The following is a 26,105-nucleotide window of genomic DNA, read 5'->3' on the forward strand; positions in this document are numbered from 1 at the left end:
GGCCGGAATTGCAACTTCCCTCTCTACTTTAGGAAGATAAAGTGGTATAATCATGTATTATGATTCCATCAGAGGCTCTGTGAAGGAGGCACATTTAGAAATGTCCGCACAAATATTCATCTTTGACACGACGCTGCGCGATGGCACGCAAGGCGAGGGGATCAGCTTATCGGCAGATGACAAGCTGAAGATTGCACAAAAGCTTGACGCTTTGGGCGTTCATTATATTGAAGGCGGCAATCCCGGAAGCAACAACAAGGATATCGAATTTTTCAAGCGCGTAAAGACGATGAAGCTCAATGCCAAGATTACGGCGTTCGGAAGCACGCGCCGCAAGAACAGCGTCGCCGAACATGACGCCAGCCTGCTCCGGATTATCGAATCCGGCGTACCGGCGGCAACGTTGGTCGGCAAGGCTTGGGATTTCCATGTCCATACGGCGCTCCAGACGACGCTGGAAGAAAATCTGGCGATGATCTTCGACTCCTTCGCGCTGCTTAAACACCACGGCATGGAAGCGATGTACGACGCCGAGCACTTTTTCGACGGCTACAAAAACAACCCGGAATATGCCCTTGCAGCGCTTCGCAAAGCGCAGGAAGGCGGAGCGGACTGGCTCGTGCTCTGCGATACGAACGGCGGCACTATGCCCAACGAGATCCATGAGATCGTCTCCCGCGTCAAGGAAGAGCTGAACACGCCGATCGGCATTCACACACATAACGACTGCGAGCTTGCCGTCGCGAATTCGCTGGCTGCCGTCCAGGCTGGCGCGCGCCAGGTGCAAGGCACGATGAACGGTTACGGCGAGCGTTGCGGCAACGCAAATCTGTGCTCCATCATTCCGAACCTGCAGCTCAAGCTGGCTTACTCCTGCCTTCAAGACGACCGCATTCGCCTGCTGACAGGAACGGCCCGTTACGTTAGCGAGATCGCCAATGTTCATATGCCGGTCGGTCAAGCTTTCGTCGGCAACGCGGCATTCGCCCATAAGGGCGGCATCCATGTCTCCGCGATCATGAAGGATGCCAAAACTTATGAGCATATCGAGCCCGAGCTTGTGGGGAACAAGCAGAGAATTCTCGTGTCGGAGCTTGCCGGTCAAAGCAATATTATTTCCAAAGCGACCGAGCTTGGACTCGACATCACCTCCAACAACGAGAAGACGAAACTAATTATGGAGCAGATCAAGGATCTGGAGCATCAAGGCTATCAATTCGAAGGCGCCGACGCCTCGCTTGAGCTTCTTTTGCGCGACGCTTTTACCGACGTGGTCCAGATTTTCAAGGTAGAATCGTTCAAAATCCATATGGAGAAGTCGAACGCCAGCATGATCTGCGAAGCCATCGTCAAGATCAACGTGGGAGGTCAGATCGTTCTGACGGCCGCGGAGGGCAACGGACCCGTCAACGCTCTCGACAACGCCATGCGCAAAGCGCTCGTGCAATTTTTCCCTCGCATCGAACAGATTCACTTGTCCGACTACAAGGTCCGCGTCATCGACGAGAAAGACGCCACGGCCGCCAAAGTGCGGGTGCTTGTGGAATCCACCGGACTCGACAATACCTGGAGTACGGTCGGCGTATCCAGCAACGTGATCGAAGCCAGCTGGGAAGCGCTTCTCGACAGCATCCGTTATGCGCTGCTTCATATGTCCAAGACAACTGGGGACGGTACGGAATCGGAGTTCGTGGAGAGACTGGGGCTCGTCAATCATTAACGGCTTAGGATGAAACAAAAAAAGCAGTTAGCGTTCAAGGCTTCGCGCCTTCCGCTAACTGCTTTTTTTGTTATGCCGCGTTCGGCTTCGACCACTTCAGAATGAGCCTCTCCCATTCTGCGTACGTAACGACTCCGTTAATCCGTTCCCTTATGACGCCGTTGCCGTCAATCAGGAAGCTCGTGGGGAAATTATTAACCTTATACAGCTTCGTAATCGTGCCTTCTCGGTCCATTAACATTGGGAACGTTAGGCCAAACTCTTCGACGAACTCCCTCGCCGAACGTTCCTTATCGTAATTCGTAGAGTTGACGCCATACATTTCCATGACATCTCCATACTGTTCATGCAGCTTCTGCAGATCGGGAGCCTCCATCACGCAAGGACCGCACCAGGAAGCCCAGAAGTTGACGAATAACAGCTTCTCTCCGGCTCCTCCGCCTATCGTATGGATAGCCTCGTCCATACCCGGAAGCGTAATGGCTGCGGACTCGTATCCCGCTTTGGGCTTAAAGCCGCTTGGCGTTGCCAGCTCCGTTGCGGCTGCGGCGCCTTGCTGCATGTATTGAAAGATGCCAAGCCCTGCTAACAAAAAAGCCGTGAAAAACCACGCTGCTGTTTTTTTCACTCAAGTCCTTCCTTCCGTTAACCCTATTCATTGTTCCCATCGTACCACGCGAGGTATGGAAGCTCAAGACAATGGGCAGATTAGCCATAAATCCGTCATAAGCACAGTCTGCTAAGGCTGAATGCGTTCATGACTACGGGAGGAACGGTATGTCACGAGCACAGGCTCATGGAAAACGAACATCCAGCGCTACCAAAGAAACTAAGTCATCGTGGTTGCAATATGCAGCATTCGCAACTGTACCGCTCGTACTTGTACTGGGAAATTCCATCCTCGTTCCCATTCTCCCGGATATGGCGGAAGCCATGTCGCTAAGCAAGTTTCAATCCAGTCTTGTCATTACCTTATTCTCCGTTTCAGCCGCTCTCTTCATACCCATTATCGGATATATCTCCGATCGGATGAGCCGAAAGGCTGTCATCTTGCCCGCGCTGGCGATCTATGGCGGTGCCGGGATATTGGCGGGACTCGGCGCCGTTTGGGAATCCTACGGCATTCTCATTGGAGCGCGGGCATTGCAGGGGATGGCGGCGGCTGGCACGGCGCCGATTGCCATGGCTCTTGTAGGGGACCTTTATCAAGATGGGGAAGAAAGCGAAGCGCTGGGACTTATCGAAGCATCCAACGGCGCTGGGAAAGTCATCAGCCCTATTCTAGGCTCTTTGCTTGGTTTATGGTCATGGTATGCGCCGTTCTTCGCTTTCCCTCTGTTTTGCGCAGGATCATTTTGCGCCGTTCTATGGCTGATACATGAACCTAAACACGAAGGCAAACCCACGCCTTTCAAAACGTATTGGAAAGAAATGAAGGCGATCTATGCCAAAGAAGGAAAATGGCTGTTTACCGCCTATCTGGCCGGTTCGCTCGGTTTGTTTATTTTATTCGGCGTTTTGTTCTATCTGTCGGATATGGCCGAAAAACCTCCCCTATCGATTGACGGCGTTGCCAAAGGCGGACTGCTGGCCATTCCGCTGCTCGGGCTTGTTATTACGGCCTACTCGACAGGAAAGGGAATTCGCAAAAATGGCGACAGAATGAAGGTCCTAATGTTGTCCGGGATCGGCCTGATGTCATTGTCCCTTACAGCCGCTTCCATCTGGCATTCGGCTTTTATCGCCTTAATCGTTTTTATTACTTTGTGCAGCATTGGCACAGGCTTGCTGCTCCCTTGTCTCAATACACTTATTACTGGATCCGTCGATCGATCGCATCGAGGCATGGTGACCTCGTTATACAACAGCCTTCGTTTTCTTGGCGTAGCGATTGGCCCTCCCTTCTTTAGCTGGATGGCCGATAAATCCGTTACGGGTTTGTTTGTCATTCTAACCATCTTAAGCGCGGGGCTGTTGATCGCCGTCGCTCTAACAATCAAACCTCCGAAACGGCAATCCAAAGCTTAACAACACCCTGAGTTTCGCGGTATACTTACTTATCGATTAAAAGTTGCTGCAATTCGGGAGGAGACGTCATGTCGCTTTCGCTTTCGTACCATAGTAACGAAGCTCATACATCCATCACCAAGGCTGCTTACATCCTGCTTCTCGACTATTGCGGAAGCATCCTCCCGAATGAGGCTTGCGGCGTGCTCGCCCGGGGAAAAGAGCGGCTTTCCATTGACATCATTTTGCCGATTCGCAATATTCACCCCCATCCCTCCGACTCTTTTCTCTTCGATCCGGAGGAATGGACAGCCGCCTGTTTCTCCATGGAAAAAAACCGACAACAGCTTGTCGGCTTCTTCCACTCGCACCCTAATACCGCAGCGATTCCATCGAATCGCGACGGCGAAGGCTTTCATTTTCATTCCGGCTTCCAATATTGGATTATTTCCTTGACCGATCCCTCTGCTCCGGTAGTACAGCCTTATCGTCATCAGGACCGCGTATTTATGCCCGCTCAGCTAGTGTTTGCTTAGATAGGCGTACAAATCGCCTAACGTAAATACGTTTCGCTCAACGATTTGATTTAAATAATGAAGCCACAATCGCGCCGTCATTAGAGAATCCTCCAGCGCATGATGCCGCACCGTAATCGGAATGCAGCTGCCCGCAAGCAAATCATCCAGACTATATCCCTCGCGGTTTGGCTCCAGCCACTTCGCAATCATCATCGTATCGAGAACCCGATGGTTCAAATTCACCTTGGACGTACGCCATAATGCCGCGTTAAGGAATTGTTTGTCATGGCCGGAGGCATGCGCAACAAGCAATCTGCGCCCTACAAAAGCCATAAAGTCATGAAGCGCCGTCATCAGATCCGGAGCGTCCTGCACCATCCCGTTGGTGATTCCCGTAAGCTCCACAATGGATCTCGGTATGGTTCGGCGCGGATTGACGAGGCTGTAGAAGGTCTCTGTCTCGCACAGCTCTCCGCCTTTCACGACGACGGCGCCAAACGAAATAATCTCGTCTCCATGATTAGGATTAAAACCTGTCGTCTCCAAATCAAAAACGACGATTTCCAGCTCCCTCAGAGGCGTTTCAAGCAAGGATTGCTTGCGCTGCTCCCGATTGGCGTTACGAATAAATGCCATTTGCTGAGCGTTCTGAGAGCCTAGCATGGAAGCGATGGCAGGCGTGACACCCCCCATTTTGTATAGATTCCACATGCGGCCTACGCCTTTTTGTTCTTTCATTGAGACCACCGCCTTACCTTACATCAGCCTTCCCATCGCCTGACGGTATACCGCCCGCTGCAGGCGTTTGCCTATCCGCAAGCTGCTCTTGAGCTCGTCCGTCATTTCTTTGGTCAGCTTGCTGCTATGCAGCTTGCCATTGTTTGCATACAAACCGTCTTCCTTCTGTTCCGTTGTCATTAATCGCAGACGCAAAATGAAACGGAAGGCTTGCTCGTATTGCTCCCCATCGGCTGGCGACAGCTTGCCAATGTCGATTAGCTTGCGTATGCGCTCCAGCGTCGACGTTCCCCTTACACTCGCTTGTATCGCCATCATTCGAATCGAATTGACCATTGGAATATAAGCGCCATACTTAATATCCAGACTGCCGGCATCTTCGCCATACCGTTCCTTCAGCAATTGCCCGAATACGCCGACGAGCACCTTATGCCGCATCGTGTTCTCGATCATTCGCCTAATAATGACGGGATGGTTTAACATATCGGAATAGTAGATATCCTTTAAAGCCTCGGCAACGCCCTCGTCACCGTATACGCATCTTCCATCAGCGATAATGAGCAAATAACGGACGGATTCCCAGGCAGGTTCCCTGAACCAGCCTTCCAACCGTTCTCGCCACTCGCTCAGCGAGCTGCACCAATCCGGATTGTCGCTTAACACCTTGCCTTCGCAAGGCGGATATCCGATGGCAATCAAATTGCTTACGATCAATTGACATAATTCAAGAAAATAAGCTTTGGCCTCTTCTCCGTTCTCCACCGGATCCCGATAGACCACGCCGCTGTCTTGGTCGCTGGACAACGTCTGTTCCTTCCGCCCGCCGCTGCCGAACAATAAATAGGCGTATGGCACGGGGGGAGACCCTTTCCCCATCCGTGCCATGTCCGCTTCGGAGAGCATGATCGCCTTGGTGATCAAGGCGTCATGCGTCTCGTTTAATTGTTCATTTAATTGTTCGACCGGCCTTACAGGGAGAAGTGCTTCCATCTGCTCGTGCATCTGATCTCGCAAGCACCGCAGCCCATCCACTCGATCGGCTGCGCCGATCTTCTTGAAGTGCTGCGAACGTGCCGGATCGCCCATGCGCCGCTCTCCCCCTTCGGTCCGTTTAATGCTCTCTTTTTAACCTTCGAACGTTTGGCCCGGTTTCTTCAATTGCTCAGGATAACCATAAGCGCCATGCTCGCTAAGGTCAAGACCGATAATTTCTTGCTCTTCCGTTACGCGGAAGCCCATGATCATCTTCATGACGCCAAGCACGAGGAAGGATGCAACAAGAACGAACGCGCCTACTACGACTACGGATTCGATTTGCACCCACAGCTGCTTCCAGCTGCCAGTATCGATAAGCCCGCCTGTTCCAACGCCGACTTTGTCGGCAAGCTCTTGCGTTGCAAAGATTCCGTTCGCCAGCGTGCCCCAAATACCAGCCATACCGTGTACGGACAGGGCATAGATCGGATCGTCGACTTTCAGCTTCTCGAACATTTTCACGCTGTAGAACACAAGCATACCTGCTACCAGACCGATAACGACGGCTGCCCAAGGATCGACGAATGCACATGATGCCGTAATTGCTACGAGACCTGCAAGCGTACCGTTTAGCATAGCCGTGATGTCGGCTTTGCCCGTTACGGCCCAAGAGATTAACAATGCAGCTACACCGCCGGCGCCAGCAGCCAACATCGTCGTGAATGCTACATAAGTAAAAAATCCGTCGCCGATCGCTACCGTGGAGCCTGCGTTAAAGCCGAACCAGCCAACCCACAGGAGCAATACGGACAATGCCGTAAACACTTGGTTGTGCCCCAGAATTTCGTTGGCGGAACCGTCTTTGTTGAATTTGCCGATACGCGGCTTCAGAAGAACCGTTGCTGCGAATGCGGCAAGGGCGCCAGTCAAATGAACGACTGTAGAGCCGGCGAAGTCTTGCGCGCCGTCTTCGGCCAGCCAGCCGCCGCCCCAGATCCAGTGAGCAACGATCGGATAGATCAAACCAACGAAAAACAGTGTAAATACAATGTATGAGGATAGTTTCGCACGTTCCGCGAAGCCGCCCCATGCAATGGATAGCGAGATCGCGGCAAATGCCAGCTGGAACAAGAAGAATACGCCATTAGGGAAGGAATCGCCTGCTGCAGCATCACCTGCCAGTTGAGGGTCGAAGAAGAAGTCGCCCCATCCGATGAATTGGCTAAGGCCGCTGTCGCCGCCGAACGCAATGCCGTAACCGAAAGCCCAGTAGATAAGTGCCGCAAGGCCAACCGTAAAGATCGTTTTGCCCGCTACGTGACCGGCATTCTTCATCCGGGTCGAACCTGCTTCGAGAAGAATGAATCCGCCTTGCATCAGAAGTACGAGTATGAATGCCAGCATAACCCATAGAGAGTTAAGTCCCATGTCAAGCGTTGCACCCGAAGGATCCTCGGCAAATGCTGCTACCGGGAACAAAATTGTCATCAAACCTAGCGCAAGAAAAGTTTTCTTAATCAATACGACCACTCCTTTGGATGTTATATTTCATGACATTTCACGAAAGACATATTGTCATTATATTCAGAGGTTGTTCATTTGACAATATGTTTTTTTCATTTTTTCGAAAAATATCTAACATTCCCCTTTGGAATTGGTACGAACGTTAGGATTCATTGGAGTTTCGGTCTATTATTATGTTGTTTTGGCATCTATTATTCGCTTTTTGTAAATCGAGGCCGATTCTATTCATCATGTCAGATTTACTTGCACGATAAATTCAAACAGCAATGCCCCTCCTTCATGAAGGGATATTTGGATCCATTAATACGGATGAATGAACTCCACTCCAATGAAGATGGGATACGATTCAAGCAATACGTTTGACTGTATGGTTACTTACCTATTATCATAGAAATTGAAATCATATAGGGCGGTGGTAAAGATGGAGATGAGATTGTACCGTATCGGCGAATTGGCCAAACTGGCGCAGATAAGCTCTCGAACGATTGATTATTATACTTCCCTCGGTTTGATTGAACCTTCGGGGCGCTCCGAAAAAAATTACAGACTGTACGGAGATGAAACTTTACAGCGCCTCGAACGTATTGAGCAGATGAAAAAAGACAAATATACGTTAGATGAGATTAAGTCGAGTCTGGACTCATGGAGCAAAGTGACGCCCGACGAGCATATATCGCTGAAGTTGACCGAAATCCAGCAGCACCTTTCTCGGCTGGAACGCGAGGTAAAGGAGCTGGAGCCCGTCATCAAGCAGCTCGGGCCCCGAAAGGCAGGCAGATTTTATACGCGAATCATGCCTCAGACAGCGGCGTGCATAGAAGCGCTCATGTTGCTCATGAACAAGAGCTCGCTCATGTAACGGATGAAGTCACATCAATCTGGAGGAATGAAGAGATGTTTATGATGGTTCTAATTATCGCAGCCTTCGCCCTTACGATTTGGGCGCAGTTCCGAGTGAAGGGCACGTTCAAGAAGTGGGCTCAGGTGCCCGCCGCCAGCGGACTGACAGGCTATCAAGCCGCACGTCGAATGTTGGACAACAACGGCCTCCACCATATACCCATTGAGCCCGTTCCTGGATCGCTCACAGACCACTACGACCCCATTAACCGAGTTGTAAGGCTGTCCGAGCCGGTTTATTACGAAAACACGATATCAGCCATCTCCGTTGCGTGTCACGAGGTAGGCCATGCGATCCAGCACTCGGTCAGCTATCCGTTCCTGGTTGCCAGACACCGCATCTTTCCCATCGTTAACTTCGCATCCGGCATTGCGCCGTTTCTGCTTATTGGCGGGTTTATCTTTAACGCCTTCGGCTTGATCGGACTTGGTATTATCTTCTTCTCCGTCGCGGTCGCTTTCCAACTGATTACGCTGCCAGTAGAATTCAATGCCAGCAATCGTGCGAGAAGCCTGATGATAACCGAAGGTTTCGTACACCAAGAGGAAGCGAAGGGTGTGGCCAAAGTATTAAATGCAGCTGCCCTTACGTATGTAGCTGCCGCGCTCTTATCCCTGCTGGAGCTTATTCGTTACATTCTGATGTTCACTCAGAACCGCGATTAAAATAAAGGATCAACCAATAAAAAGGCCGTCCTCGCAATATGCGGGACGGCCTTTTTATTGATTCGAAATTATGCATTTATTGTTCGCGCTTAGCATTATAATCCAGGAAGTAACGTAGCAGGAAAGAATGGAAGACCTTCGCCACTAATGGCAACTTCTCGTTTTTCCGATGAATAAGTCCGATTGTTCTCGTCACGGACGGGGCGCTTATCCGCACCTTGACCGGCTGAAGCGTCCCCGAATAGAACAACGCCATCTCAGGCAACAGGCTAACGCCCATACCGGCAGCCACAAGCCCTCTGATCGTATCCGTCTCTTCTCCCTCGAAGCCGATTTTAGGCTCGAATCCAGCCTCTTGACAAGCTTCATACACGATTGGTCTTAGTGAGTATCCTTCACTGAACAATACAAAGGTCTCGTCTTTAAGCTCGATAAGCTCGATGGATTGTCGATTCGACAATTCGTGGCCCGGCGGCAGGATGGCATATAACTCTTCCGTCAACAATACTTCCCCGCAAACCTGCTCATGTTCTCTGGGAAACGGCGAGATAAAGGCGAGGTCGATCTCCCCCTTCACCAAATCGCGAATCAAGGATGGGAACATTCCTTGCTTGAAACGGAACTTGACGTTAGGATGTTGCTTGCGGAATGATGCCACGACCTGCGGTATTAACGAAATGCCGAGACTGTGCGGGAAGCCTAACCTTACCTCCCCTTTCTCCGGATCCATAAATTCTTGTATTTCTATAACTGCGCGCTCCAGATCGGCCAATATCGCCTCCGCTCGCTTAAGAAACAACTGTCCCACCGGCGTCAACTGCAAATTACGCCCTTTTTGGACGAAGAGCTTTACGCCAAGCTCCTCCTCCAGTTGGTGAATTTGGCGGCTAACAGCCGACTGTGCCACATGAAGCTCTTCGGCCGCCTGTGTGACATGTTCTTTTTTTGCTACTTTTACGAAGTAATATAGCTGTCGAAGTTCCATACTGAATATACTCTCCCGTTCCCGTGCCCTACCATATTTGTATTATTTATCGTCGACGTCTTTGCTTCAGGTTATCCAACAACCCGTATAACAGAAATCCTGCAAGCGCTCCGCCTATATGTCCCCAAAGATCAATTTTGGGCACAAAGATGGAGTGGATGACGCCGAAGGCCAATATTATATATACCGTTTTGCGCGAAGATACATCCAGCATCGATTTGCGCAGCAACGCGATAAACAGAAACGCGCCATACACGCCGTAGATCGCGCCAGATGCTCCGATCGCCGCGTGGTAAGGGTCATGCTGCAAATTCGTGACAAGGGCGGACAAGAGATTGCCTCCGATTCCGCACAGCACATAAAATACGATATATTTGAAGGTCTTGAGCAAATATTCCAGAGGCGGCGCGAATACGAGCAGCGCGAACATGTTAAAAAAGAAATGTCCGAAATCCACGTGCAGGAATTGCGAGGTTATATACCGCCAGGGCTCCAATAATCCGAAGGAATCGAGTCCAGGTACGGCTAGAAACATGCCGTAACTTACTATTTCCTTATAAAACTGCGCGATAATGAACACGATCAAATTAATTGCGATTAAAGCAGCCGTCCCGGGATAATACCGAAGATAGGAACGGAAGCTTTCATAACGGAGGAAGATCATCGCCATCCCGCCTTTCGTCTAACGCGCCAAATATTGGACAATGGTGTTTCTTTGAGATTATAATTAAGGTCGTACCAACTACAAGCCCTGAGGAGGAATAGTTAACATGGCACAAGAACGTACAGGCGTTGCCACATTGAAAGGCAACCCGATCACATTGATTGGACCCGAACTCGCGGTAGGCGATCAAGCACCCGACTTCTCCCTTAACAAATCGCTTACCGAGGTTGTTTCTCTTCAAGACTATGCCGGCAAAGTGAAATTGATTAGCGTCGTCCCTTCCATCGATACCGGTGTGTGCGATGCACAGACACGCCGCTTTAACGAAGCGGCCGCAGCCCTTGGCGACAACGTCGTCGTATTGACAGTGAGCGTAGACACGCCTTTCGCACAATCGCGCTGGTGCGCAGCCGCCGGCATCGACAAGGTTGTCATGCTCTCGGACTACAAAAACAACAGCTTCGGAGAAGCTTACGGCGTTCTTATTAAAGAGCTTGCCCTTGATATGCGTTCTATCTTCGTTCTGGACGAGAGCAACAATGTCAAATACGTCGAGTATTTGCCGGAGATGACAGAACATCCGAATTACGAAGCGGCGATTGAAGCGGTCAAGGCTCTCGTATAATACGTAAGTAACGACTTTAAGTTACACGAATTAGCCGATTTCCGCAAACAAAGCGAGTGAAGGGCGACCCTTCCTCGCTTTGTTTCGTTTTCATATAGAAATGTAAAGCCCTTGATTACCTTATCAGGAGGTTACCCTAACCGCGGCGAGCTTCTTGTCAAGCGTGCGGTACAAATCAAGTATGACGCGATAATTAGAACCCAGGTCGCCTAACGATCCGCGAGACGCGGAATAAATATCTACCGCCGACGTAAGCGGGTTCACGCTGATGACAGAAACCGTTATATCCATCGTCCTGCCGAATGCCGTTCGCTTCTCCAGTACAATCTCGCCTACCGATTGAACCTCGTGAAGCAGCTTATACCCTTGCATCTTCTTGAGCGTGGATACGACTTCCTCCCAAGCCTTGTCCTTCGACAGCTTGTAGAGATGTGATTTCAGCAATGGATCCTTAGCTCTGTCGCCTGTCTGTTCATGACTGCGCAGCAGCCCGATTAAGGTCCGCTTCAACAACAACGATCTCCCCCTCTAGCGTCTATCTGCATTACTATTTATCATACCATGTTTTCACATATGAAAAAAGAGCTTTCGCCGGATTTTGCCAGACGATCGCTCTCTTTTTACGTTAGGAACCCGCCTATGCCGTCCGATCCACATGTTTCTGAACCCGCTCTCGCAGGTGGGTGTCCGCAGCCACGCTTTTGAAGTCCCTTTTCGAGGGCATGACAGCCGCTTGGCGATTTAGGTCTCCCGTGAAACAGCCATTGGTTCAAAACAACGAAGGACCGTGACGAACATCGCAGGATGTAAAGCTATTATAGTCCTAAGTAAGGGAAAAGTAAACGTCAAACGGCAATGTTATTTGCTTCCTTCTTTGTCCGCTTCTCTGTTTGCCTCTTTGTACTCGTCCTTCACGAGGTCTTCACGATCCATCTCCGCGGCTTCCTCGGCTTCTTCTTCTTCCGATCTCTTCAGCTTCTCGGCCTGCTCCTGAAGTTTCGTGTAGATGATATTGAAGTTCCAGAACGCCAGGTACGCCACGATGCTGCCCATAAAAAACGGAATTAGGAACGTGAACTGGAAGAAGCTGATATAGATGACCAGGCCGCACATAATAGCCGTAGAGAGCGAGCGAAACGGCTTGCCGATCGTGATTAGAATCGCATTCTTCATCAGTTGGAACGTCTTCATATGATAATGAACGAGCATCGAGAAGAAATTAAAGATCGATACGCCAAGCAGCGCAAGGAACGCGATAAAGATATACGACAGAATATTAAGCTGCTCCCTGTACACGATAAAGTCGACTATCATAATGACGAATAAAAGCGTATACAAGATTCCGCCTATCATGCTCTGCTTGTAATTCTCTTTGTACCCGCGGAAATACGTTTTGAACAGGGAAACATCCGTCTCGCCCGTTACCCATTTGCGGGCTACTGCGAACATCGCTGCCGTTGCGGGAAAGAATGTGAACGGAGCTACTATCGCCATCAAAATGAGCGAAGTGTACAGGCTGCCTAACATATCCTGCTCGGTTGCGCCGGATTGTGGAGCAATAAACATCGTCAATCCGAAAAAGACGAATGGTATGGAGCAAACTATCCACAATAAATTGATTACGGCAAGCCTCATAATCCATTCGGAGATTCTGTAGAATCCCCCCATTAATCCTCTTGGCTCCATCTGATCTGCCTCCAACGCTGTAATAGTTGCGACCTTGCTACGGATAAAACGAAATCGATTTTGTACTACTAATACTTCAGCAGTCATTTTTATTGAGCTGACTAACAAATAACCGGGGAAGTCCGGGATGCCCGTTAGGCGTCACGGACTTCCCCGGTTTGTTTGCTCGTGCTAGTCAAGGACATGATCTCCGGACCGTATGGAATGCTTAGTTGTTGCCGTAATCGTCGGACTTCGGACGACGGCTCTCGCCGCTGCGGCCATCGTTGCTGCGGCCTTCGCCGCTCCGCTTGCCGCCATATCCGCCGCCGTAGCTTCCCCGGCTTTCGTAGTTGCCGCGCGACGAACTGCTGCTTCCCGAACGACGGTCGTCACGACCGCGATAACCGCCGCCGCTGCTGGATCCGCCGCTGCGGTTGCCGCCGTAGGAGGAAGCCCCACGGTTGAACGGACGTCCATTGGAGCGAATGTCCGGGCGACGTTTCTTCGCACGAAGCGGCTCTTCCGGCGTAAGCTCGATGCTCACATCCTTCTTCTCGCCTGTGAGCAGCTTGACTGCCGCAGCAAGGAGATGAACGGAGTCATATTGCTCCAGCAATTGAATCGCGATAGGCTTGTACTCCGAGAATTCCTCGTTCTGTACTACTTCCAGCATACGTTCGGCCGTAATGCGCTGCTTGCCTTCGATTGCTTCCGCGATACTAGGCAGCGGCTTGCGGTTCATGCGCTGGCGCGTAATACGCTCAATGAAGTGCAAGTGGTCGATCTCGCGAGGCGTTACGAACGACCATGCCGTACCTTCTTTGCCTGCGCGGCCCGTACGGCCGATCCGGTGAACATAGCTCTCTGGATCTTGCGGCAAGTCGAAGTTGATTACATGCGTTACGCCGGATACGTCAAGACCGCGAGCCGCGACATCCGTTGCTACCAGGACGTCTATACTGCCATCGCGGAACTTGCGCATAACGTTATCGCGCTGGTTTTGCGACAAATCGCCATGCAGGCCGTCGGCAGAGTATCCGCGCTTCTGCAGCGCTTCGCTCAGCTCGTCAACGCGGCGCTTGGTGCGGCCGAAAATGATAGCCAGCTCTGGAGACTCCATGTCCAGCAAGCGGCTAAGCGCTTCGAACTTTTGACGCTCGTGAACTTCGATATACGATTGTTCGATCGAAGGCGCCGTTACTTGCTTTGGAATAACCGAGACATGCTCAGGCTCCTTCAGGAATTGCTGAGCAAGCTTCTGGATGTTGATCGGCATCGTAGCCGAGAACAACATCGTTTGACGCTCTTCCGGAACAAGCTTAAGGATGGTTTGGATGTCCTCCATGAAGCCCATATCCAGCATTTCGTCCGCTTCGTCAAGCACGACTGTTTGTACATCTTCCAGACGAATCGTCTTGCGGTTGATGTGATCCAGCAAGCGTCCTGGCGTTCCGATAATAATCTGCGGGCGCTTCTTGAGCGCGCGAATCTGACGTCCAATTTCTTGTCCGCCATAGATTGGCAGCGAACGAAGGCCCTTGTATCGCGTGAGCTTCCCGATCTCGTCAGCCACCTGAATAGCGAGTTCACGGGTCGGCGTCATAATTAAGGCAACAATGCGATCCTCGCTTACCGGAATTTTGTTAATGAGCGGAATACCGAATGCCGCCGTCTTGCCCGTACCTGTCTGGGCCTGACCAATCAAATCCCGTCCCGCCATTGCGTATGGGATCGATTTGTCTTGAATAGGGGTTGACTCTTCGAACCCCAACTCCGTTATTGCTTGCAACACTTTTGGTTCTAAACCAAATTCAGCAAATGTTTTCAAACTTTTCTCAAACTCCTTCTATCTACAGCCTTCTTAAGAATATCCAAACCATTATAGCACAGAAACATCCCCGAATACCAGTTAAGCGAACAAAGCCATACTAACCAGGAGCTATAATACTTCAATTCTGGATAAGGGAGCGATTCCATTGCAGGCAACAAAAAGGCGTTATCTGCTCACAATACCGACCATGACGATCGGCGCGTTGTTAGTTGCGATCGGGTTCAACATGTTTCTCATTCCCCACCAATTGCTTAGCGGCGGCTTGTCCGGCATCTCCATGATGATCAGTTATATCACCGGCGGCAATGTCGCCTGGCTGTATCTTCTATTGAATATACCCGTATTGGTATGGGGATGGTTCATGTTAGGGAGACGCTTCGTCATTTGGAGCATTTACTCCGTCGCCGCAGCAACCTTTTTCCTGAGAGTGGTTCCCGTCATACATACGGCTGACGATATTTTGTTAGGCGCGGTGTTCGGCGGGGTCATCGTCGGCTTCGGCAGCGGACTTGCGCTCAGGTACGGAGGCTCCTCCGGCGGTTTCGACGTCGTTGCCTCCATTGTTACAAAGAGACGCGATCTGCCCGTAGGAATGATCATCTTTCTGTTAAATGCGGGCGTCATCGCGATCCTAATCTTCTTCACCAAGAACTGGGACCTGGCGCTGTATTCGCTTATTGCGATTTTTTCCGCGGGCAAGGTTGTAGATCTTATCCATGTGCGGCATATTAAAGTGACGGCATTTATCATTACAACGAAGACGGAGGAGCTCCGCCAGAAGCTGCTGTCCCATCCCAGAGGCATTACCATAATCAAGACGCGGGGAGCCTACTCCTCGGCCGAGAGGGACATGCTGATGACCGTACGCACGAAATTCGAAGTGGCGGATTTGTGCAAAACCATCATTACCATCGACCCGCACGCTTTCATTAATATTGTGGAAACCGTAGGCGTCGTCGGAGACTTTCGGAGGCCTAACCCGAGCTGATCTCCGCGGAAGCGGAAGTTGTTAACAATTGCTATGTTTTTGAAAGCGAAGCTGTTATAATGTGTGTATCCCAAACGTTAGTTTCTTTACCAATCGTTTTCCCCTTCTTGCTTTCTAATTGACTATTAGGATGAAAGGGTGATGCTGAGTGGATATGGAAACGGTCAAATTGTCTCAAATTGTCGAAAGGCTTGCCCCGGAGCTTAGTCCTTACCTCACTTCCCGTGAGTTGGATCTCCGTATCGTCCTTCGTGACGGCCTCGCTGTTCTTGAGCCGGGAGACGTCATGGAAATTGTACAGCACAGCATCTGCAACGGGCAGAAACAGACGATGTTACAATGAATAGGCTTGGTTATGGGATATCGGTATAACCGCACTGCCAGTCGATCTCGTTGTCGACTGGTTTTTTGTCTCCCATTAGAACAAAAAAGAGATGACCCATTCAACGAAGTGGCTTATAATCGGATACAAAAGGTGAAGCTTAGTTGGCTTTGCGGCCGCGCCGTCCTTTGTCGGCGCGCCAGGTTTCATTCCTAGACATAGAGGTTAAGTATGGGGATACTTATACGATCCTATAAAATGACGGGAGAGAGCTCAATGGACATCATTGTATCTACAATTATGCTGCTTTACGGCTTGCTTACCGGACAAGGAGAAGCGCATGGCGATGCCAAACAGCTTGCTGTCGCCTATCTAAATGCATCAGCCGGAGAAACGATCGTACAGCCGAATGCGCCGATCGTAACGGGAGAGGAGCCTCCGGGAGGCGGAGGAATGATGCCCGGTCAGGCGAAGCAGGATCCTCAGCCTGATACGCCGCCTATCAAGGGGATCTACGTCACAGCGCATAGCGCGGGCGGTTCCCGCATGGAATCGTTGCTCAAGCTTGTTGACGATACCGAACTGAACAGCATGGTTATCGATCTAAAGGACGACAACGGATATATTACATACCCGACAACGACGCCCGAGCTGCTGGAAATCGGTACCGCCAAAAAATATATTTCCGATATTAATGGTCTTATGGATACCCTCAAGCAGCATGAAATCTACCCTATTGCGCGTATTGTCGTGTTTAAGGACACCGTGCTTGCCGTCAAACGTCCGGAGCTGTCGTTCCTGCAGCCCGACGGCACGATATGGAAAAATGGCCGCGGCGAAAGCTTCGTCAATCCATACCGCCAGGAAGTGTGGGAATACAACGTCGCGATAGCCAAGGAAGCAACTAAACTCGGCTTCAAGGAAATCCAGTTCGACTACGTTCGTTTCCCGGAAGGGTTCGAAAACCGCGCCGATACGCTCACGTTTAACAAGACGGAGCAAAGCCGCGTAGATGCGGTAGCCGGATTTGTCAAGTACGCGCGCGAACAGCTGGAGCCGCTTGGCGTACGCGTTTCCGTCGATATTTTCGGTTACGCGGCATCCGTGCCGGCTGCCGAAGGCATCGGTCAGGATTTCGTCAAAATTTCGAATGACGTACATGTGATCTCGCCCATGATTTATCCCAGCCACTACAGCACGGGCTGGTTCAACCAAAAGACGCCGGATCGCAGTCCTTACGAGACGATCAAGGGAGCTATGGACGATACGCACGAGAAGCTCCAGAACACCGGCGAGCTCAAGCCGATTATCCGTCCATGGATACAGGATTTCACCGCAAGCTGGCTAGGCAAAGGCAATTACGTGAAGTACGGCGTCGCCGAAGTTGAAGCTCAAATTAAAGCTCTCCAAGATTCGAACGTCACCGAATATTTGCTTTGGAATGCCGGCAACAAATATACCGCTGGCGTCAAATACGAATAATTGCTTTTGTGAAAAGGCTGCCTGGCAAGGGCAGCCTTTTTTTGTCTGCATCCATTTTTAAAACAAAAAACTGTTCCCTAACGACAAAGCGCTTAATGACGCTTCTGCTCGTTTGGAACAGCTCATTTGGTTATTGTAAAAAATTATTGAGAAAGACGCAGCGCGAGCTCGTACATATCCATGTCGAACGGTTTTTTGCTGTTTACAACCGTATCGATGTCCGTCAAAGTTAACTCGCCTTTGATCACACCGCAGGATTTGCCGGAGTCGCCTTCCATCAGCTTTCTGACGGCGAAATCACCTAGACGACTTGCAAGAATGCGGTCTACCGCTGTTGGTGTACCACCGCGTTGAATATGGCCCAGCACCGTAACGCGCGCTTCGATACCGCTCAGATCGGTTATTTTTTGCGAGACGTCTTCGCCCTTGGCCGCACCTTCGGCAACGATGATAATACTATGACGTTTGCCTTTGGCAAAATTGTTTTTCATCCGGTCAGCAACTTCGGCCAGATCAAACGGAACTTCCGGTACAAGAATCGTCTCCGCCCCGCTCGCAAGTCCAGCGTACAATGCAATGTCGCCGCAGTGACGGCCCATAACTTCTACGATCGAAGAACGTTCGTGGGAAGACATCGTATCGCGAATTTTGTTGATCGCATCAACGACGATGCTGACCGCTGTATCGAAGCCGATTGTCGCATCCGTGAACGGGATATCGTTGTCGATGGTGCCTGGCAGGCCCATCGTTTTAATGCCCAGCTTGCTAAGCTTGTTGGCGCCCTGGTAAGAGCCGTCTCCGCCGAGGACAACCAATCCGTCGATGCCTCTTTCGCGAAGCACGTCCGCACCCCGTTGTTGACCTTCCGGCGTCAGAAACTCCTTGCATCGTGCCGTCTGAAGAATCGTGCCTCCGCGCTGAATAATGTCGCCGACGCTGCGAAGATCCATCTCGCGCAGATCGTCATTAAGCAAACCTTGAAAACCTCTTTGCACGCCGTAAACCTTTAAGCCATGGAACAGTCCGCTTCGAACAACGGCGCGTACAGCCGCGTTCATTCCTTGGGAGTCGCCTCCGCTTGTTAATACCGCAATAGATTTAACTGCAGTCATGTTTCATTCCTCCACACCAAATTAGTCTTTATCAGGCTTGCTGCCTTCGTATCCATTGACTGTTAATCATGAAGAACAACCGCGTGAGCGGACTATTTTTCATCAGTCTCTTCGACACTTCGCGCACCTCGGCCTGGAGTCGAACTTTGGGATCTGTCAAATAAAGGGCTAACAGACCTTCGATAATTAACCGATGGAATCCCGATGCCGGAAGCGACTTTACGTCCTCCCTCGCGCGATTTACGATCATATCGATCCGTTCGACCAGCAATTGCTTGCTATCGTAGTAATTACAGAAATTCAAATCGCCGCCAAGCTTATCTTCTTCCTGATCGATCAAATAATCGAGCAGAATGTGAAGACCGCATACATGCGGGAAATAAATACGGCGGATCGCCTCCGCGTCCTTGGCGGACAACTGAGACTCCGATGCTGCCAGAAACAGCATAAACATGCCCAACGTAGAACCTGTCGCAGCGGCAAATTCATTCCATTGCAGGTGAGGATATTGGTAACTGTGTTGATCCCACCATGCGAGCAGTTCGTTCTCGCGCATATCTTTGCGAATATGCTTGTACACTTGCAGATCTCCATACAACGCGACCAATTCCTCCACATGCCGTTGCACACTTAAGTACGAAGGCAGCTGCGATACGCATGTCTGGCAGGTCCGTACGAGATGATGCAGATAACCGCCGTCGTCGCTCTCGCTCCGAAGCTCGTAATAATCGCGAAGCTCTGCATGAGGATTAACGGCATCCAACATAGATTGATGAAGCAAGCGGAAATCTTCGGGATCCAGCGACGTACTGCGATCGCATAGGTTGTCCAAATAATCGCTGATCGTCTGCAGCGCGACAATAAGCGGAATCAATACATGACGGTATTCCAGGTTAGCCGCGGCATATACGCCGCCCCCTTGGCAATGAAACTTCTTGTCATCCATGCTGTTCAAGGCCTGCGTCCGCAGCTCGTCGTCAGGTATTCGTTCCGCCAATTCTCTCAAGCGGCAAAGTTCGGCATCTACTTCAGGCAACACGTATTTGTAGACTCGATGCATGAGCTTAATGGGACCTTGAGGCGCTCGTCTTCCCGAAAGCGTCGTTAGTATCACGGCGCACCCCTTTCGCGAGAATGATGTTATGAATGCCGGCGCGACTCTACGTCCTGATCGTTCCTGTACCAAATATGCAAATCGTTGATTCGGCTGGCCAAATCCACGATTGCATAAGTAAGCTCACAGCAGCGTTCAAAGTTGTCTTCCTCGTCCATCTCGGCTTGCATGCGAATAATGCCTGCTTCGAATTCCATCACGCGGTCCGGAATGGTGCCGCGTATGAGCTCCCATCTTGCAATAATCGCGGTTCTCTCCTCCAGCGAATATTGCTCCCAATCTTTGGCGAGTGTCGGAATATGTAGACGAAGCCTGTCGTTCCATTGGAAAATGTCCATTGCAACCTCCACACAATAATGTACCATTTTGAAGGGTAATAATCCAGCCACAATTAAGTGTCGGCCTTTGGATAGCCTGCTCGAATTCGGAATTCCAAGCGCTAATGCGCTTACAAAAAGCTGACTTTAACCGCGACATGGCAAAGGTTCTTTTTGAGACAACTACGTCGAACGAAAGCATGGTATACTAAATGTCGAAGATTCAGTAATGAGACTAGTATTGAGAAAGCGGAACGGAGGCAATTCGATATGGAGTCCGTCCGTTTCGCAAGATAGAGAGATGGAGTGAAACGGCAACCATGAACGATTCAGTCACCACCGGGGAAACAATCTCTGCAACAGCCAAGCAAGAAACATTGGCGCTGCGCGCCTTCAACTTCTCGACTTTCGCCACGCAGTCGCTTGTCATATCCTTTATTCCTTTATATTTTATGACCAAAGGTTTCTCTGAGAGTCAGATCGGCGTCATCTATTCGGCCGGATTGTCCGTGTCCATCTTCGCCAACATTATTACGGGTCTTGCCAGCGACAAATATCGGACGATACGGAAACTTCTTGTGGCGCTTCTGTTTGCTCAACTCGTGCTTATGAGCATTCTGTACCCGTTGGAGAACGTCGTCCTGATTACGATCGTCATGACATGCTTTTATTTTTTCCAGACCCCGATTATTCCGTTAAGCGACAGCCTCATTCTATTATCCAGCCAGCATACCGGCACGCCTTACGCGCTCATTCGTATATTCGGCTCGCTCGGCTTCGCGCTAAGCGCCTACTTTTTCGGGCTGCTGCTAAAAGGAATCGGTTCGGAATGGACGATTGCCTTGGCTATCGGCACAATCGGGATCTCGATCTTCATCAGTCTGTTCATCAAGGACTATCAAAGCACGGCGCGCAAAATCGAGTTTTCCGGCTTTTTTAAGCTGCTGGGCCAGCGTCAGGTGTTGACGTTTTTTGTACTGATTCTGATGGTTTCCATCTCGCATCGAATGTACGAGGGCTTCCTCGCGGTCACCATGCGCCAGCTAGGCGCAAGCGACACGCTGATCGGACTGGCCCTGCTTGTATCGGCGGCCAGCGAGATTCCGACCTTGTTTCTGCTCGGCAAATACGGCCATAAGCTGCGCGAGTTGCCTTTGCTTGCATTCGCGTCGCTGATGTACGGGCTTCGCCTCTGGCTGATGAGCGAGATTAATGATCCCCAATGGTTTATAGCGACACAGGCTATGCACAGTATCTCATTCGGCATCTACTTCTCCACTGCGCTCCGCTATCTCTCGTTTCTGATCCCGGACGAATATCGCGCATCCGGTCAAGCGGTGTATACCATTATATGGACAGGCGCCGCCGGCCTTATCAGCGGCGTCATTGGCGGCGTTGTCTACCAGCACCTCGGCCGCGTCGCCTTCTACCACGCCGCCATGTATGTCGGCATCGCCGCCGCCATCGGCTTCCTGCTGTATCACTGGCTGGGGCGGAATGGGAGGTAAGCTTTTAGGCGTTTTTGACGCCAACAGCAGCTCGTTCGCCTACTTTTTGGATCCATAGGCGTTTTTAACGCTTACGGACGCTACTCTGAGTTACTTTTCGGTCCATCGGCGTTTTTAACGCCTACAGCAGCTCGTTCGCCTACTTTTTGGCTCCATAGGCGTTTTTAACGCTTATGGACGTTACTCTGAGTTACTTTTCACTCTATCGGCGTTTTTAACGCCTACAGCAGCTCGTTCGCTTACTTTTTGGCTCCATAGGCGTTTTTAACGCCTACAGGAGTTTGTTCGCCTACTTTTTGGCTCCATAGGCGTTTTTAACGCTTATGGACGTTACTCTGAGTTACTTTCCGGTCCATCGGCGTTTTTAACGCCTACAGCAGCTCGTTCGCCTACTTTTTGGCTCCATAGGCGTTTTTAACGCTTATGGACGTTACTCTGAGTTACTTTTCACTCTATCGGCGTTTTTAACGCCTACAGCAGCTCGTTCGCTTACTTTTTGGCTCCATAGGCGTTTTTAACGCCTACAGGAGTTTGTTCGCCTACTTTTTGGCTCCATAGGCGTTTTTAACGCTTATGGACGTTACTCTGAGTTACTTTCCGGTCCATCGGCGTTTTTAACGCCTACAGCAGCTCGTTCGCTTACTTTTTGGCTCCATAGGCGTTTTTAACGCTTATGGACGCTACTCTGAGTTACTTTACTTTTCGGTCCATCGGCGTTTTTAGCGCCTACAGCAGCTCGTTCGCCTACTTTTTGGTTCCATAGGCGTTTTTAACGCTTATAGGCGCTAATCCAAGTTACTTTCCGGTCCATCGGCGTTTTTAGCGTCTACAGCAGCTCGTTCGGCTACTTTTTGGCTCCATAGGCGTTTTTAACGCTTATGGACGCTAATCTAAGTTACTCTTCGGTCCATCGGCGTTTTTAACGCCTACAGCAGCTCATTCGCCTAATTTTGGCTCCATAGGCGTTTTTAACGCTTAAGGATGCTAATCTAAGTTACTTTCCGGTCCATCGGCGTTTTTAACGCCTACAGCAGCTCATTCGCCTAATTTTGGCTCCATAGGCGTTTTTAACGCTTATGGATGCTAATCTAAGTTACTTTCCGGTCCATCGGCGTTTTTGACGCCTACAGCAGCTCATTCGCCTAATTTTAGCTCCATAGGCGTTTTTAACGCTTATGGGTTCTTATCAGAGTTATCGATTTTCGGTCCATTGGCTTTTTTAATGACTAATATGACTTGATACCTATCAAAGTTTTATCTAATCAGATCCACCGCATTTTGAGTAACGATAAATGTCCGATTTCGTTTATAAGCTACATTCGTCAACTGGAAAACACCTTTTTCCAATAATGATCCAATTATCTTATTCACATAATCCTTTTTCCTCCCCAAACTTTTGCATAAATCGCTCACACTGACCGGTCTTGATAAATTCAAAGCACAACGGATCGCTTCCCTTTCATATGGCGTGAGTGTACTATTCAAAGTATTTAAATCATTGTAGCCTCTTAGCAGCTCACACACAAAATCCCGACACTGCAGCCCCTTCTTGTCAAGCTCGTCCCATGAGAATGGGATGTATACGCAGCCGCTGAGCAACATGTGACGGATACGGGTTTTCTCGAAGTTGAAGCGATCCCTGCTGATTGTCTCGGCATGTGCACTAAAACCTTCGCACTCAAACCCAAATCGGAACGGCGCGTAAAACACATCAATAAAAAAATACACCCCATTAGGCAGAACCAGCTCATACTCGAGAATAAATCCTTCAAATGTTTGAAAAATCGGCCAAACCGCTTCCTTGAACATCTTGATCGTACCCGAAAGATCTCGTTCCAGCATTTCCAGCCTGCGTGAAGAGGCCTCCTTTTTTTGTTGCTGCAAAAACACATCAAACTGATCCTCGAACGAAAATACTCTCATCTAATTCATTCCTTTCTATCGAAAAATAAAAAACGCCGCCCATCCCATGACATGAGATAAGCGGCGTATGCTTTACGCGCAGATGATATATGTAGATTTCAGTCTGCAAAAACGATAATTTCAGTAACGTGATGACCGAGATATTTGCCTAATCGATTCGATAAATGAATGTGGCTCGAAAGACGATATCGAAGATTCGTATAGTCCATATCGAACGGCCTTCGTTTGACAAGGCTACCACTATAATTATAAATATTGAAAACCTCCCCGCCATTATATCAAATTAAGAGGTTGTACACTATAGTTTCATGATCATGACTTGCCTTGATGAATTGTATTCACTGAGCTTCATCAAGAATTTCCCCGGGAACCTCAACAAGAAGTTCTTCTAGAACCTCGACAGAAACTTCTTCAAGGCTTCTACAGAAGACTCTTCTGGATATTCAACAGAAACATCTCCGGGTGGCTGAAACTGCAGTCGCCATCCTTGGGCTGAACAGTGAGTTTCATCCCGTGAAAAGGAGGTCAGGTATGAATGGTTGCCTGAAATCAAAAAGGGCCCCATAACAGGAGCCCTCCACGCGCAAAACTAATGCTGGATTCTCGAATGCCACATGCTATAGTTTGTGAACGTTGGCCGCTTGTGCGCCGCGGTTGCCTTCGGTAATGTCGAATTCGACCGCTTGGCCTTCATCCAATGATTTGAATCCTTCGCTTTGGATCGCCGAGAAATGGACGAATACGTCCTCCCCATCCTCCACTTGAATAAAACCGTAACCTTTTTCTGCGTTAAACCACTTTACTGTACCTTTCAACTTCATGACCTCCTAAAATTGTACCGCCGCCTTCTGACGGCGAGTGAACTCATTATAGCGATAAGAAATTAAAAATGCAATTTTAGAGAGCTCATCCCTTTTTTAGGAGGTTCAAATAATGAATTGAGCCCGGAATAAACGGCAAACCTGTCGTTTGAATCGCTGCTTCCGCCTTCCCTTCGCTCTGTATAGCCTCGATAAGCTCCTCAAGTCGATCGTACGGCTCCCACCGCAGTGAAAGTAAAGGGTAGATGCGAACCTGACCTCCGGGCTTGCATACCCGAAGCAGCTCGCGTATCGATGCTAAATGAAAGTCATATGCGAATTGCTCGGCATACAAAAAAAGAAAATGGCTGCACAATACAAGCCCGTACCGGTTATCGGGCAGCGGCAAGGACGGCAATCGACCGTTTATGTATCTTTTGGTTTCCTGAGCAGATCTGCTTAGTAAATCAGTTTGAAACTGCAATAAAGATGCCTCGCGGCCATCCCTGTGTCGGTCCAGCGAACCGTAATAACTCCAGTCGAACCGATCTTGAATGGAAGCCAGCTTCTCCGTTGAAGTAACAATCTCCTTGGCAGCTTCCTGAATCCATGCCGAAGAATCTCCTTGATATCTCGGATCAATCGCAAACGCTTCATAACCAGCTACTGTCGCGCCCGCGGCGAACGAAGAACCGCCTGCGGCGACATCCAAAATGGGACCAGCCGACAATTCTTTCTCCGTTAGCTGGAACATGGCTGCATATTCATCAAAGCTTCTGCAGGTCATAGCTACTCCAAGCTGCTCATAAATCCCTGATTCCTTCATAACAATCCTCTCCTCTTCTCATCTCATCTCTTCTCAACTCGGCTAAGCTTAATCGCCAATGCGTAGCGAAACTTACATTCCGCACGCACATATGTTATTCCCTCGCCAATGTGTATTGATTAAGGCTTCAGGAATAGCTATGATGATTACTATACCATAAATAGCTAACGGAAGGAGACATCATCATGTTCAAGAAACATCAAATTTACAAAACCGACAAATATAACATGCTGACAGTAGAAGTTAAAGGAAAAACGTTGGTTCTTCGCGAAATCTCCGATCAATGGGGAGAGGAATCGCACGAGTTCGTTAGCCGGCAAGAGATGCTGCATTGGGCCAGAAACCGGTTCCGGGCAGAAAATTATGTAGGCCGCGAAGAAGAATTGCAGGCCATTATGGACGCATTTCGCGAAGTATAATCACCTTTACTGAGAAACGATTCAAACGATTCACAAAGCCGATTTTCCATAGCCGTTGACGCATTCCTCGTCTGGATGAAATAATCGGGCTTCGGATTTTTCCGGATCTGCGACGAGGCGCTAACGGCAAACAGCAACATAATGGCTTTGGCGATTGCATAGGTAACGATAGGAGGTTTCAATTGCTGCATGGATATGACATCCACGGTAATATTCGTAATCGCGGCGTTCTGCTTGGGCGCCATTGTCATCATTAAACGCGATTCGCTGCCCCAGGGCATGCGCAGAGGACTTGCCATCCTCTCGATTCTGCTTATCGCTTTTTCTTTTTTCCTAATCGTGTATTCTTTGTTCCGAATGGGTACATAAGGAAATAATTTCACAGCCGGCTGGGCATATTATTGACAAACTGTGCCCGGAGGTGGAAATAATGAAATGGCTGAAGCTGCTGCTCGCAGTATCTCTAACCCAGA

27 protein-coding genes and 1 other RNA gene are annotated in these 26,105 nt (G+C 49.8%); 12 read left to right on the top strand and 16 right to left on the bottom strand.

Going from position 1 to position 26,105, the window contains the following annotated elements:
• The first annotated feature begins 100 nt into the window (after positions 1-100).
• A complete protein-coding gene (gene cimA / locus KJW29_RS12780) occupies positions 101-1,720 on the top strand; it encodes a citramalate synthase (protein ID WP_214630049.1) in 1,620 nt (539 codons plus the stop codon).
• Between the two features lie 70 nt (positions 1,721-1,790).
• Here the strand turns inward: cimA and KJW29_RS12785 are convergent, their stop codons facing one another.
• Positions 1,791-2,348, bottom strand: a complete 558-nt coding sequence (locus tag KJW29_RS12785) for a TlpA family protein disulfide reductase (protein WP_246608703.1) — start codon at positions 2,346-2,348, stop codon at positions 1,791-1,793.
• A gap of 149 nt (positions 2,349-2,497) precedes the next feature.
• Here KJW29_RS12785 and KJW29_RS12790 point away from each other — a divergent pair, with 149 nt between their 5' ends.
• Together KJW29_RS12790 and KJW29_RS12795 are read left to right on the top strand one after the other, a co-directional pair.
• Complete coding sequence (locus KJW29_RS12790; RefSeq protein WP_214630050.1) at positions 2,498-3,748, top strand: MFS transporter; 1,251 nt, start codon at positions 2,498-2,500, stop codon at positions 3,746-3,748.
• 68 nt (positions 3,749-3,816) lie between these two features.
• A complete protein-coding gene (locus KJW29_RS12795) occupies positions 3,817-4,263 on the top strand; it encodes a M67 family metallopeptidase (protein WP_214630051.1) in 447 nt (148 codons plus the stop codon).
• Here the strand turns inward: KJW29_RS12795 and KJW29_RS12800 are convergent.
• From KJW29_RS12800 to KJW29_RS12810, 3 genes are read right to left on the bottom strand one after another with little or no spacing between them, the layout of a single operon-like run.
• Complete coding sequence (locus tag KJW29_RS12800) at positions 4,249-4,983, bottom strand: 3'-5' exonuclease (protein WP_214630052.1); 735 nt, start codon at positions 4,981-4,983, stop codon at positions 4,249-4,251. The genes KJW29_RS12795 and KJW29_RS12800 overlap by 15 nt on opposite strands.
• Positions 4,984-5,001: 18 nt before the next feature.
• Positions 5,002-6,069, bottom strand: a complete 1,068-nt coding sequence (locus tag KJW29_RS12805) for a DUF294 nucleotidyltransferase-like domain-containing protein (protein WP_214630053.1) — start codon at positions 6,067-6,069, stop codon at positions 5,002-5,004.
• A 39-nt stretch (positions 6,070-6,108) separates the two neighbouring features.
• Positions 6,109-7,479, bottom strand: coding sequence for an ammonium transporter (locus KJW29_RS12810; RefSeq protein WP_246608704.1), 1,371 nt, complete (start codon positions 7,477-7,479; stop codon positions 6,109-6,111).
• 430 nt (positions 7,480-7,909) lie between these two features.
• On the opposite strand from KJW29_RS12810, the gene KJW29_RS12815 reads away from it, so the two are divergent.
• Positions 7,910-8,341: a MerR family transcriptional regulator gene (locus tag KJW29_RS12815; RefSeq protein ID WP_087567311.1), complete on the top strand. Its 432-nt coding sequence runs from the start codon at positions 7,910-7,912 to the stop codon at positions 8,339-8,341.
• Positions 8,342-8,376: 35 nt separating this feature from the next.
• Positions 8,377-9,048 carry a zinc metallopeptidase gene (locus KJW29_RS12820; RefSeq protein WP_214630054.1) on the top strand — a complete coding sequence of 224 codons (672 nt, stop codon included), beginning with the start codon at positions 8,377-8,379 and terminating at the stop codon, positions 9,046-9,048.
• A gap of 76 nt (positions 9,049-9,124) precedes the next feature.
• On the opposite strand, the gene gltC is transcribed toward KJW29_RS12820, so the two are convergent.
• Both gltC and KJW29_RS12830 read right to left on the bottom strand, forming a co-directional pair.
• Positions 9,125-10,033: a glutamate biosynthesis transcriptional regulator GltC gene (gltC, locus tag KJW29_RS12825; RefSeq protein ID WP_214630055.1), complete on the bottom strand. Its 909-nt coding sequence runs from the start codon at positions 10,031-10,033 to the stop codon at positions 9,125-9,127.
• Between the two features lie 46 nt (positions 10,034-10,079).
• Complete coding sequence (locus tag KJW29_RS12830; RefSeq protein WP_214630056.1) at positions 10,080-10,697, bottom strand: rhomboid family intramembrane serine protease; 618 nt, start codon at positions 10,695-10,697, stop codon at positions 10,080-10,082.
• Positions 10,698-10,803: 106 nt separating this feature from the next.
• On the opposite strand from KJW29_RS12830, the gene tpx reads away from it, so the two are divergent.
• Positions 10,804-11,322, top strand: a complete 519-nt coding sequence (gene tpx, locus KJW29_RS12835) for a thiol peroxidase (RefSeq protein WP_108996297.1) — start codon at positions 10,804-10,806, stop codon at positions 11,320-11,322.
• A 123-nt stretch (positions 11,323-11,445) separates the two neighbouring features.
• Here tpx and KJW29_RS12840 read toward each other — a convergent pair whose 3' ends face one another.
• From KJW29_RS12840 to cshA, 4 genes are all read right to left on the bottom strand, one after another.
• A complete protein-coding gene (locus tag KJW29_RS12840; protein ID WP_087567207.1) occupies positions 11,446-11,835 on the bottom strand; it encodes a DUF1499 domain-containing protein in 390 nt (129 codons plus the stop codon).
• Between the two features lie 113 nt (positions 11,836-11,948).
• Positions 11,949-12,131: non-coding RNA, 6S RNA (gene ssrS, locus KJW29_RS12845), on the bottom strand.
• 49 nt (positions 12,132-12,180) lie between these two features.
• Complete coding sequence (locus KJW29_RS12850; RefSeq protein WP_108996298.1) at positions 12,181-13,008, bottom strand: YesL family protein; 828 nt, start codon at positions 13,006-13,008, stop codon at positions 12,181-12,183.
• Between the two features lie 208 nt (positions 13,009-13,216).
• Entirely contained in the window at positions 13,217-14,818 is a 1,602-nt protein-coding gene (gene cshA, locus KJW29_RS12855; protein ID WP_214630057.1) for a degradosome RNA helicase CshA, read from the bottom strand.
• A 190-nt stretch (positions 14,819-15,008) separates the two neighbouring features.
• Here cshA and KJW29_RS12860 point away from each other — a divergent pair, with 190 nt between their 5' ends.
• The 3 genes from KJW29_RS12860 to KJW29_RS12870 all read left to right on the top strand — a co-directional run bounded on the left by KJW29_RS12860 (position 15,009) and on the right by KJW29_RS12870 (position 17,613).
• Positions 15,009-15,809, top strand: a complete 801-nt coding sequence (locus tag KJW29_RS12860) for a YitT family protein (RefSeq protein WP_214631113.1) — start codon at positions 15,009-15,011, stop codon at positions 15,807-15,809.
• A 154-nt stretch (positions 15,810-15,963) separates the two neighbouring features.
• Positions 15,964-16,152 (top strand): hypothetical protein, encoded by a 189-nt coding sequence (locus KJW29_RS12865; RefSeq protein ID WP_179215457.1) that lies wholly within the window; start codon positions 15,964-15,966, stop codon positions 16,150-16,152.
• A gap of 255 nt (positions 16,153-16,407) precedes the next feature.
• Complete coding sequence (locus KJW29_RS12870) at positions 16,408-17,613, top strand: putative glycoside hydrolase (RefSeq protein ID WP_214630058.1); 1,206 nt, start codon at positions 16,408-16,410, stop codon at positions 17,611-17,613.
• Positions 17,614-17,756: 143 nt separating this feature from the next.
• Here KJW29_RS12870 and pfkA read toward each other — a convergent pair whose 3' ends face one another.
• From pfkA to KJW29_RS12885, 3 genes are all read right to left on the bottom strand, one after another.
• Complete coding sequence (pfkA, locus tag KJW29_RS12875) at positions 17,757-18,725, bottom strand: 6-phosphofructokinase (protein WP_087567212.1); 969 nt, start codon at positions 18,723-18,725, stop codon at positions 17,757-17,759.
• 31 nt (positions 18,726-18,756) lie between these two features.
• Positions 18,757-19,785: a tetraprenyl-beta-curcumene synthase family protein gene (locus tag KJW29_RS12880; protein ID WP_087567313.1), complete on the bottom strand. Its 1,029-nt coding sequence runs from the start codon at positions 19,783-19,785 to the stop codon at positions 18,757-18,759.
• An 80-nt stretch (positions 19,786-19,865) separates the two neighbouring features.
• Positions 19,866-20,177 (bottom strand): hypothetical protein, encoded by a 312-nt coding sequence (locus KJW29_RS12885; protein WP_214630059.1) that lies wholly within the window; start codon positions 20,175-20,177, stop codon positions 19,866-19,868.
• 299 nt (positions 20,178-20,476) lie between these two features.
• Here KJW29_RS12885 and KJW29_RS12890 point away from each other — a divergent pair, with 299 nt between their 5' ends.
• Positions 20,477-21,664, top strand: a complete 1,188-nt coding sequence (locus tag KJW29_RS12890) for an MFS transporter (RefSeq protein ID WP_087567214.1) — start codon at positions 20,477-20,479, stop codon at positions 21,662-21,664.
• Between the two features lie 1,254 nt (positions 21,665-22,918).
• Here the strand turns inward: KJW29_RS12890 and KJW29_RS12895 are convergent.
• The 3 genes from KJW29_RS12895 to KJW29_RS12905 all read right to left on the bottom strand — a co-directional run bounded on the left by KJW29_RS12895 (position 22,919) and on the right by KJW29_RS12905 (position 25,213).
• On the bottom strand, positions 22,919-23,587 hold the full coding sequence (locus KJW29_RS12895; protein ID WP_214630060.1) for a hypothetical protein: 669 nt from the start codon (positions 23,585-23,587) through the stop codon (positions 22,919-22,921).
• A 617-nt stretch (positions 23,588-24,204) separates the two neighbouring features.
• Complete coding sequence (locus KJW29_RS12900) at positions 24,205-24,402, bottom strand: cold shock domain-containing protein (protein ID WP_087567216.1); 198 nt, start codon at positions 24,400-24,402, stop codon at positions 24,205-24,207.
• A gap of 91 nt (positions 24,403-24,493) precedes the next feature.
• Entirely contained in the window at positions 24,494-25,213 is a 720-nt protein-coding gene (locus KJW29_RS12905; RefSeq protein ID WP_214630061.1) for a class I SAM-dependent methyltransferase, read from the bottom strand.
• A 185-nt stretch (positions 25,214-25,398) separates the two neighbouring features.
• On the opposite strand from KJW29_RS12905, the gene KJW29_RS12910 reads away from it, so the two are divergent.
• A complete protein-coding gene (locus KJW29_RS12910; protein WP_108996305.1) occupies positions 25,399-25,632 on the top strand; it encodes a hypothetical protein in 234 nt (77 codons plus the stop codon).
• Between the two features lie 189 nt (positions 25,633-25,821).
• The gene (locus KJW29_RS12915) at positions 25,822-26,001 is read left to right on the top strand and encodes a hypothetical protein (RefSeq protein ID WP_087567219.1); all 180 of its coding nucleotides are present in this window, start codon (positions 25,822-25,824) and stop codon (positions 25,999-26,001) included.
• Positions 26,002-26,105 lie beyond the last annotated feature (104 nt).

The sequence above is a fragment of the Paenibacillus agaridevorans genome (assembly GCF_018604145.1).
In the GTDB taxonomy this organism is placed as follows: Bacteria; Bacillota; Bacilli; order Paenibacillales; family Paenibacillaceae; genus Pristimantibacillus; species Pristimantibacillus agaridevorans.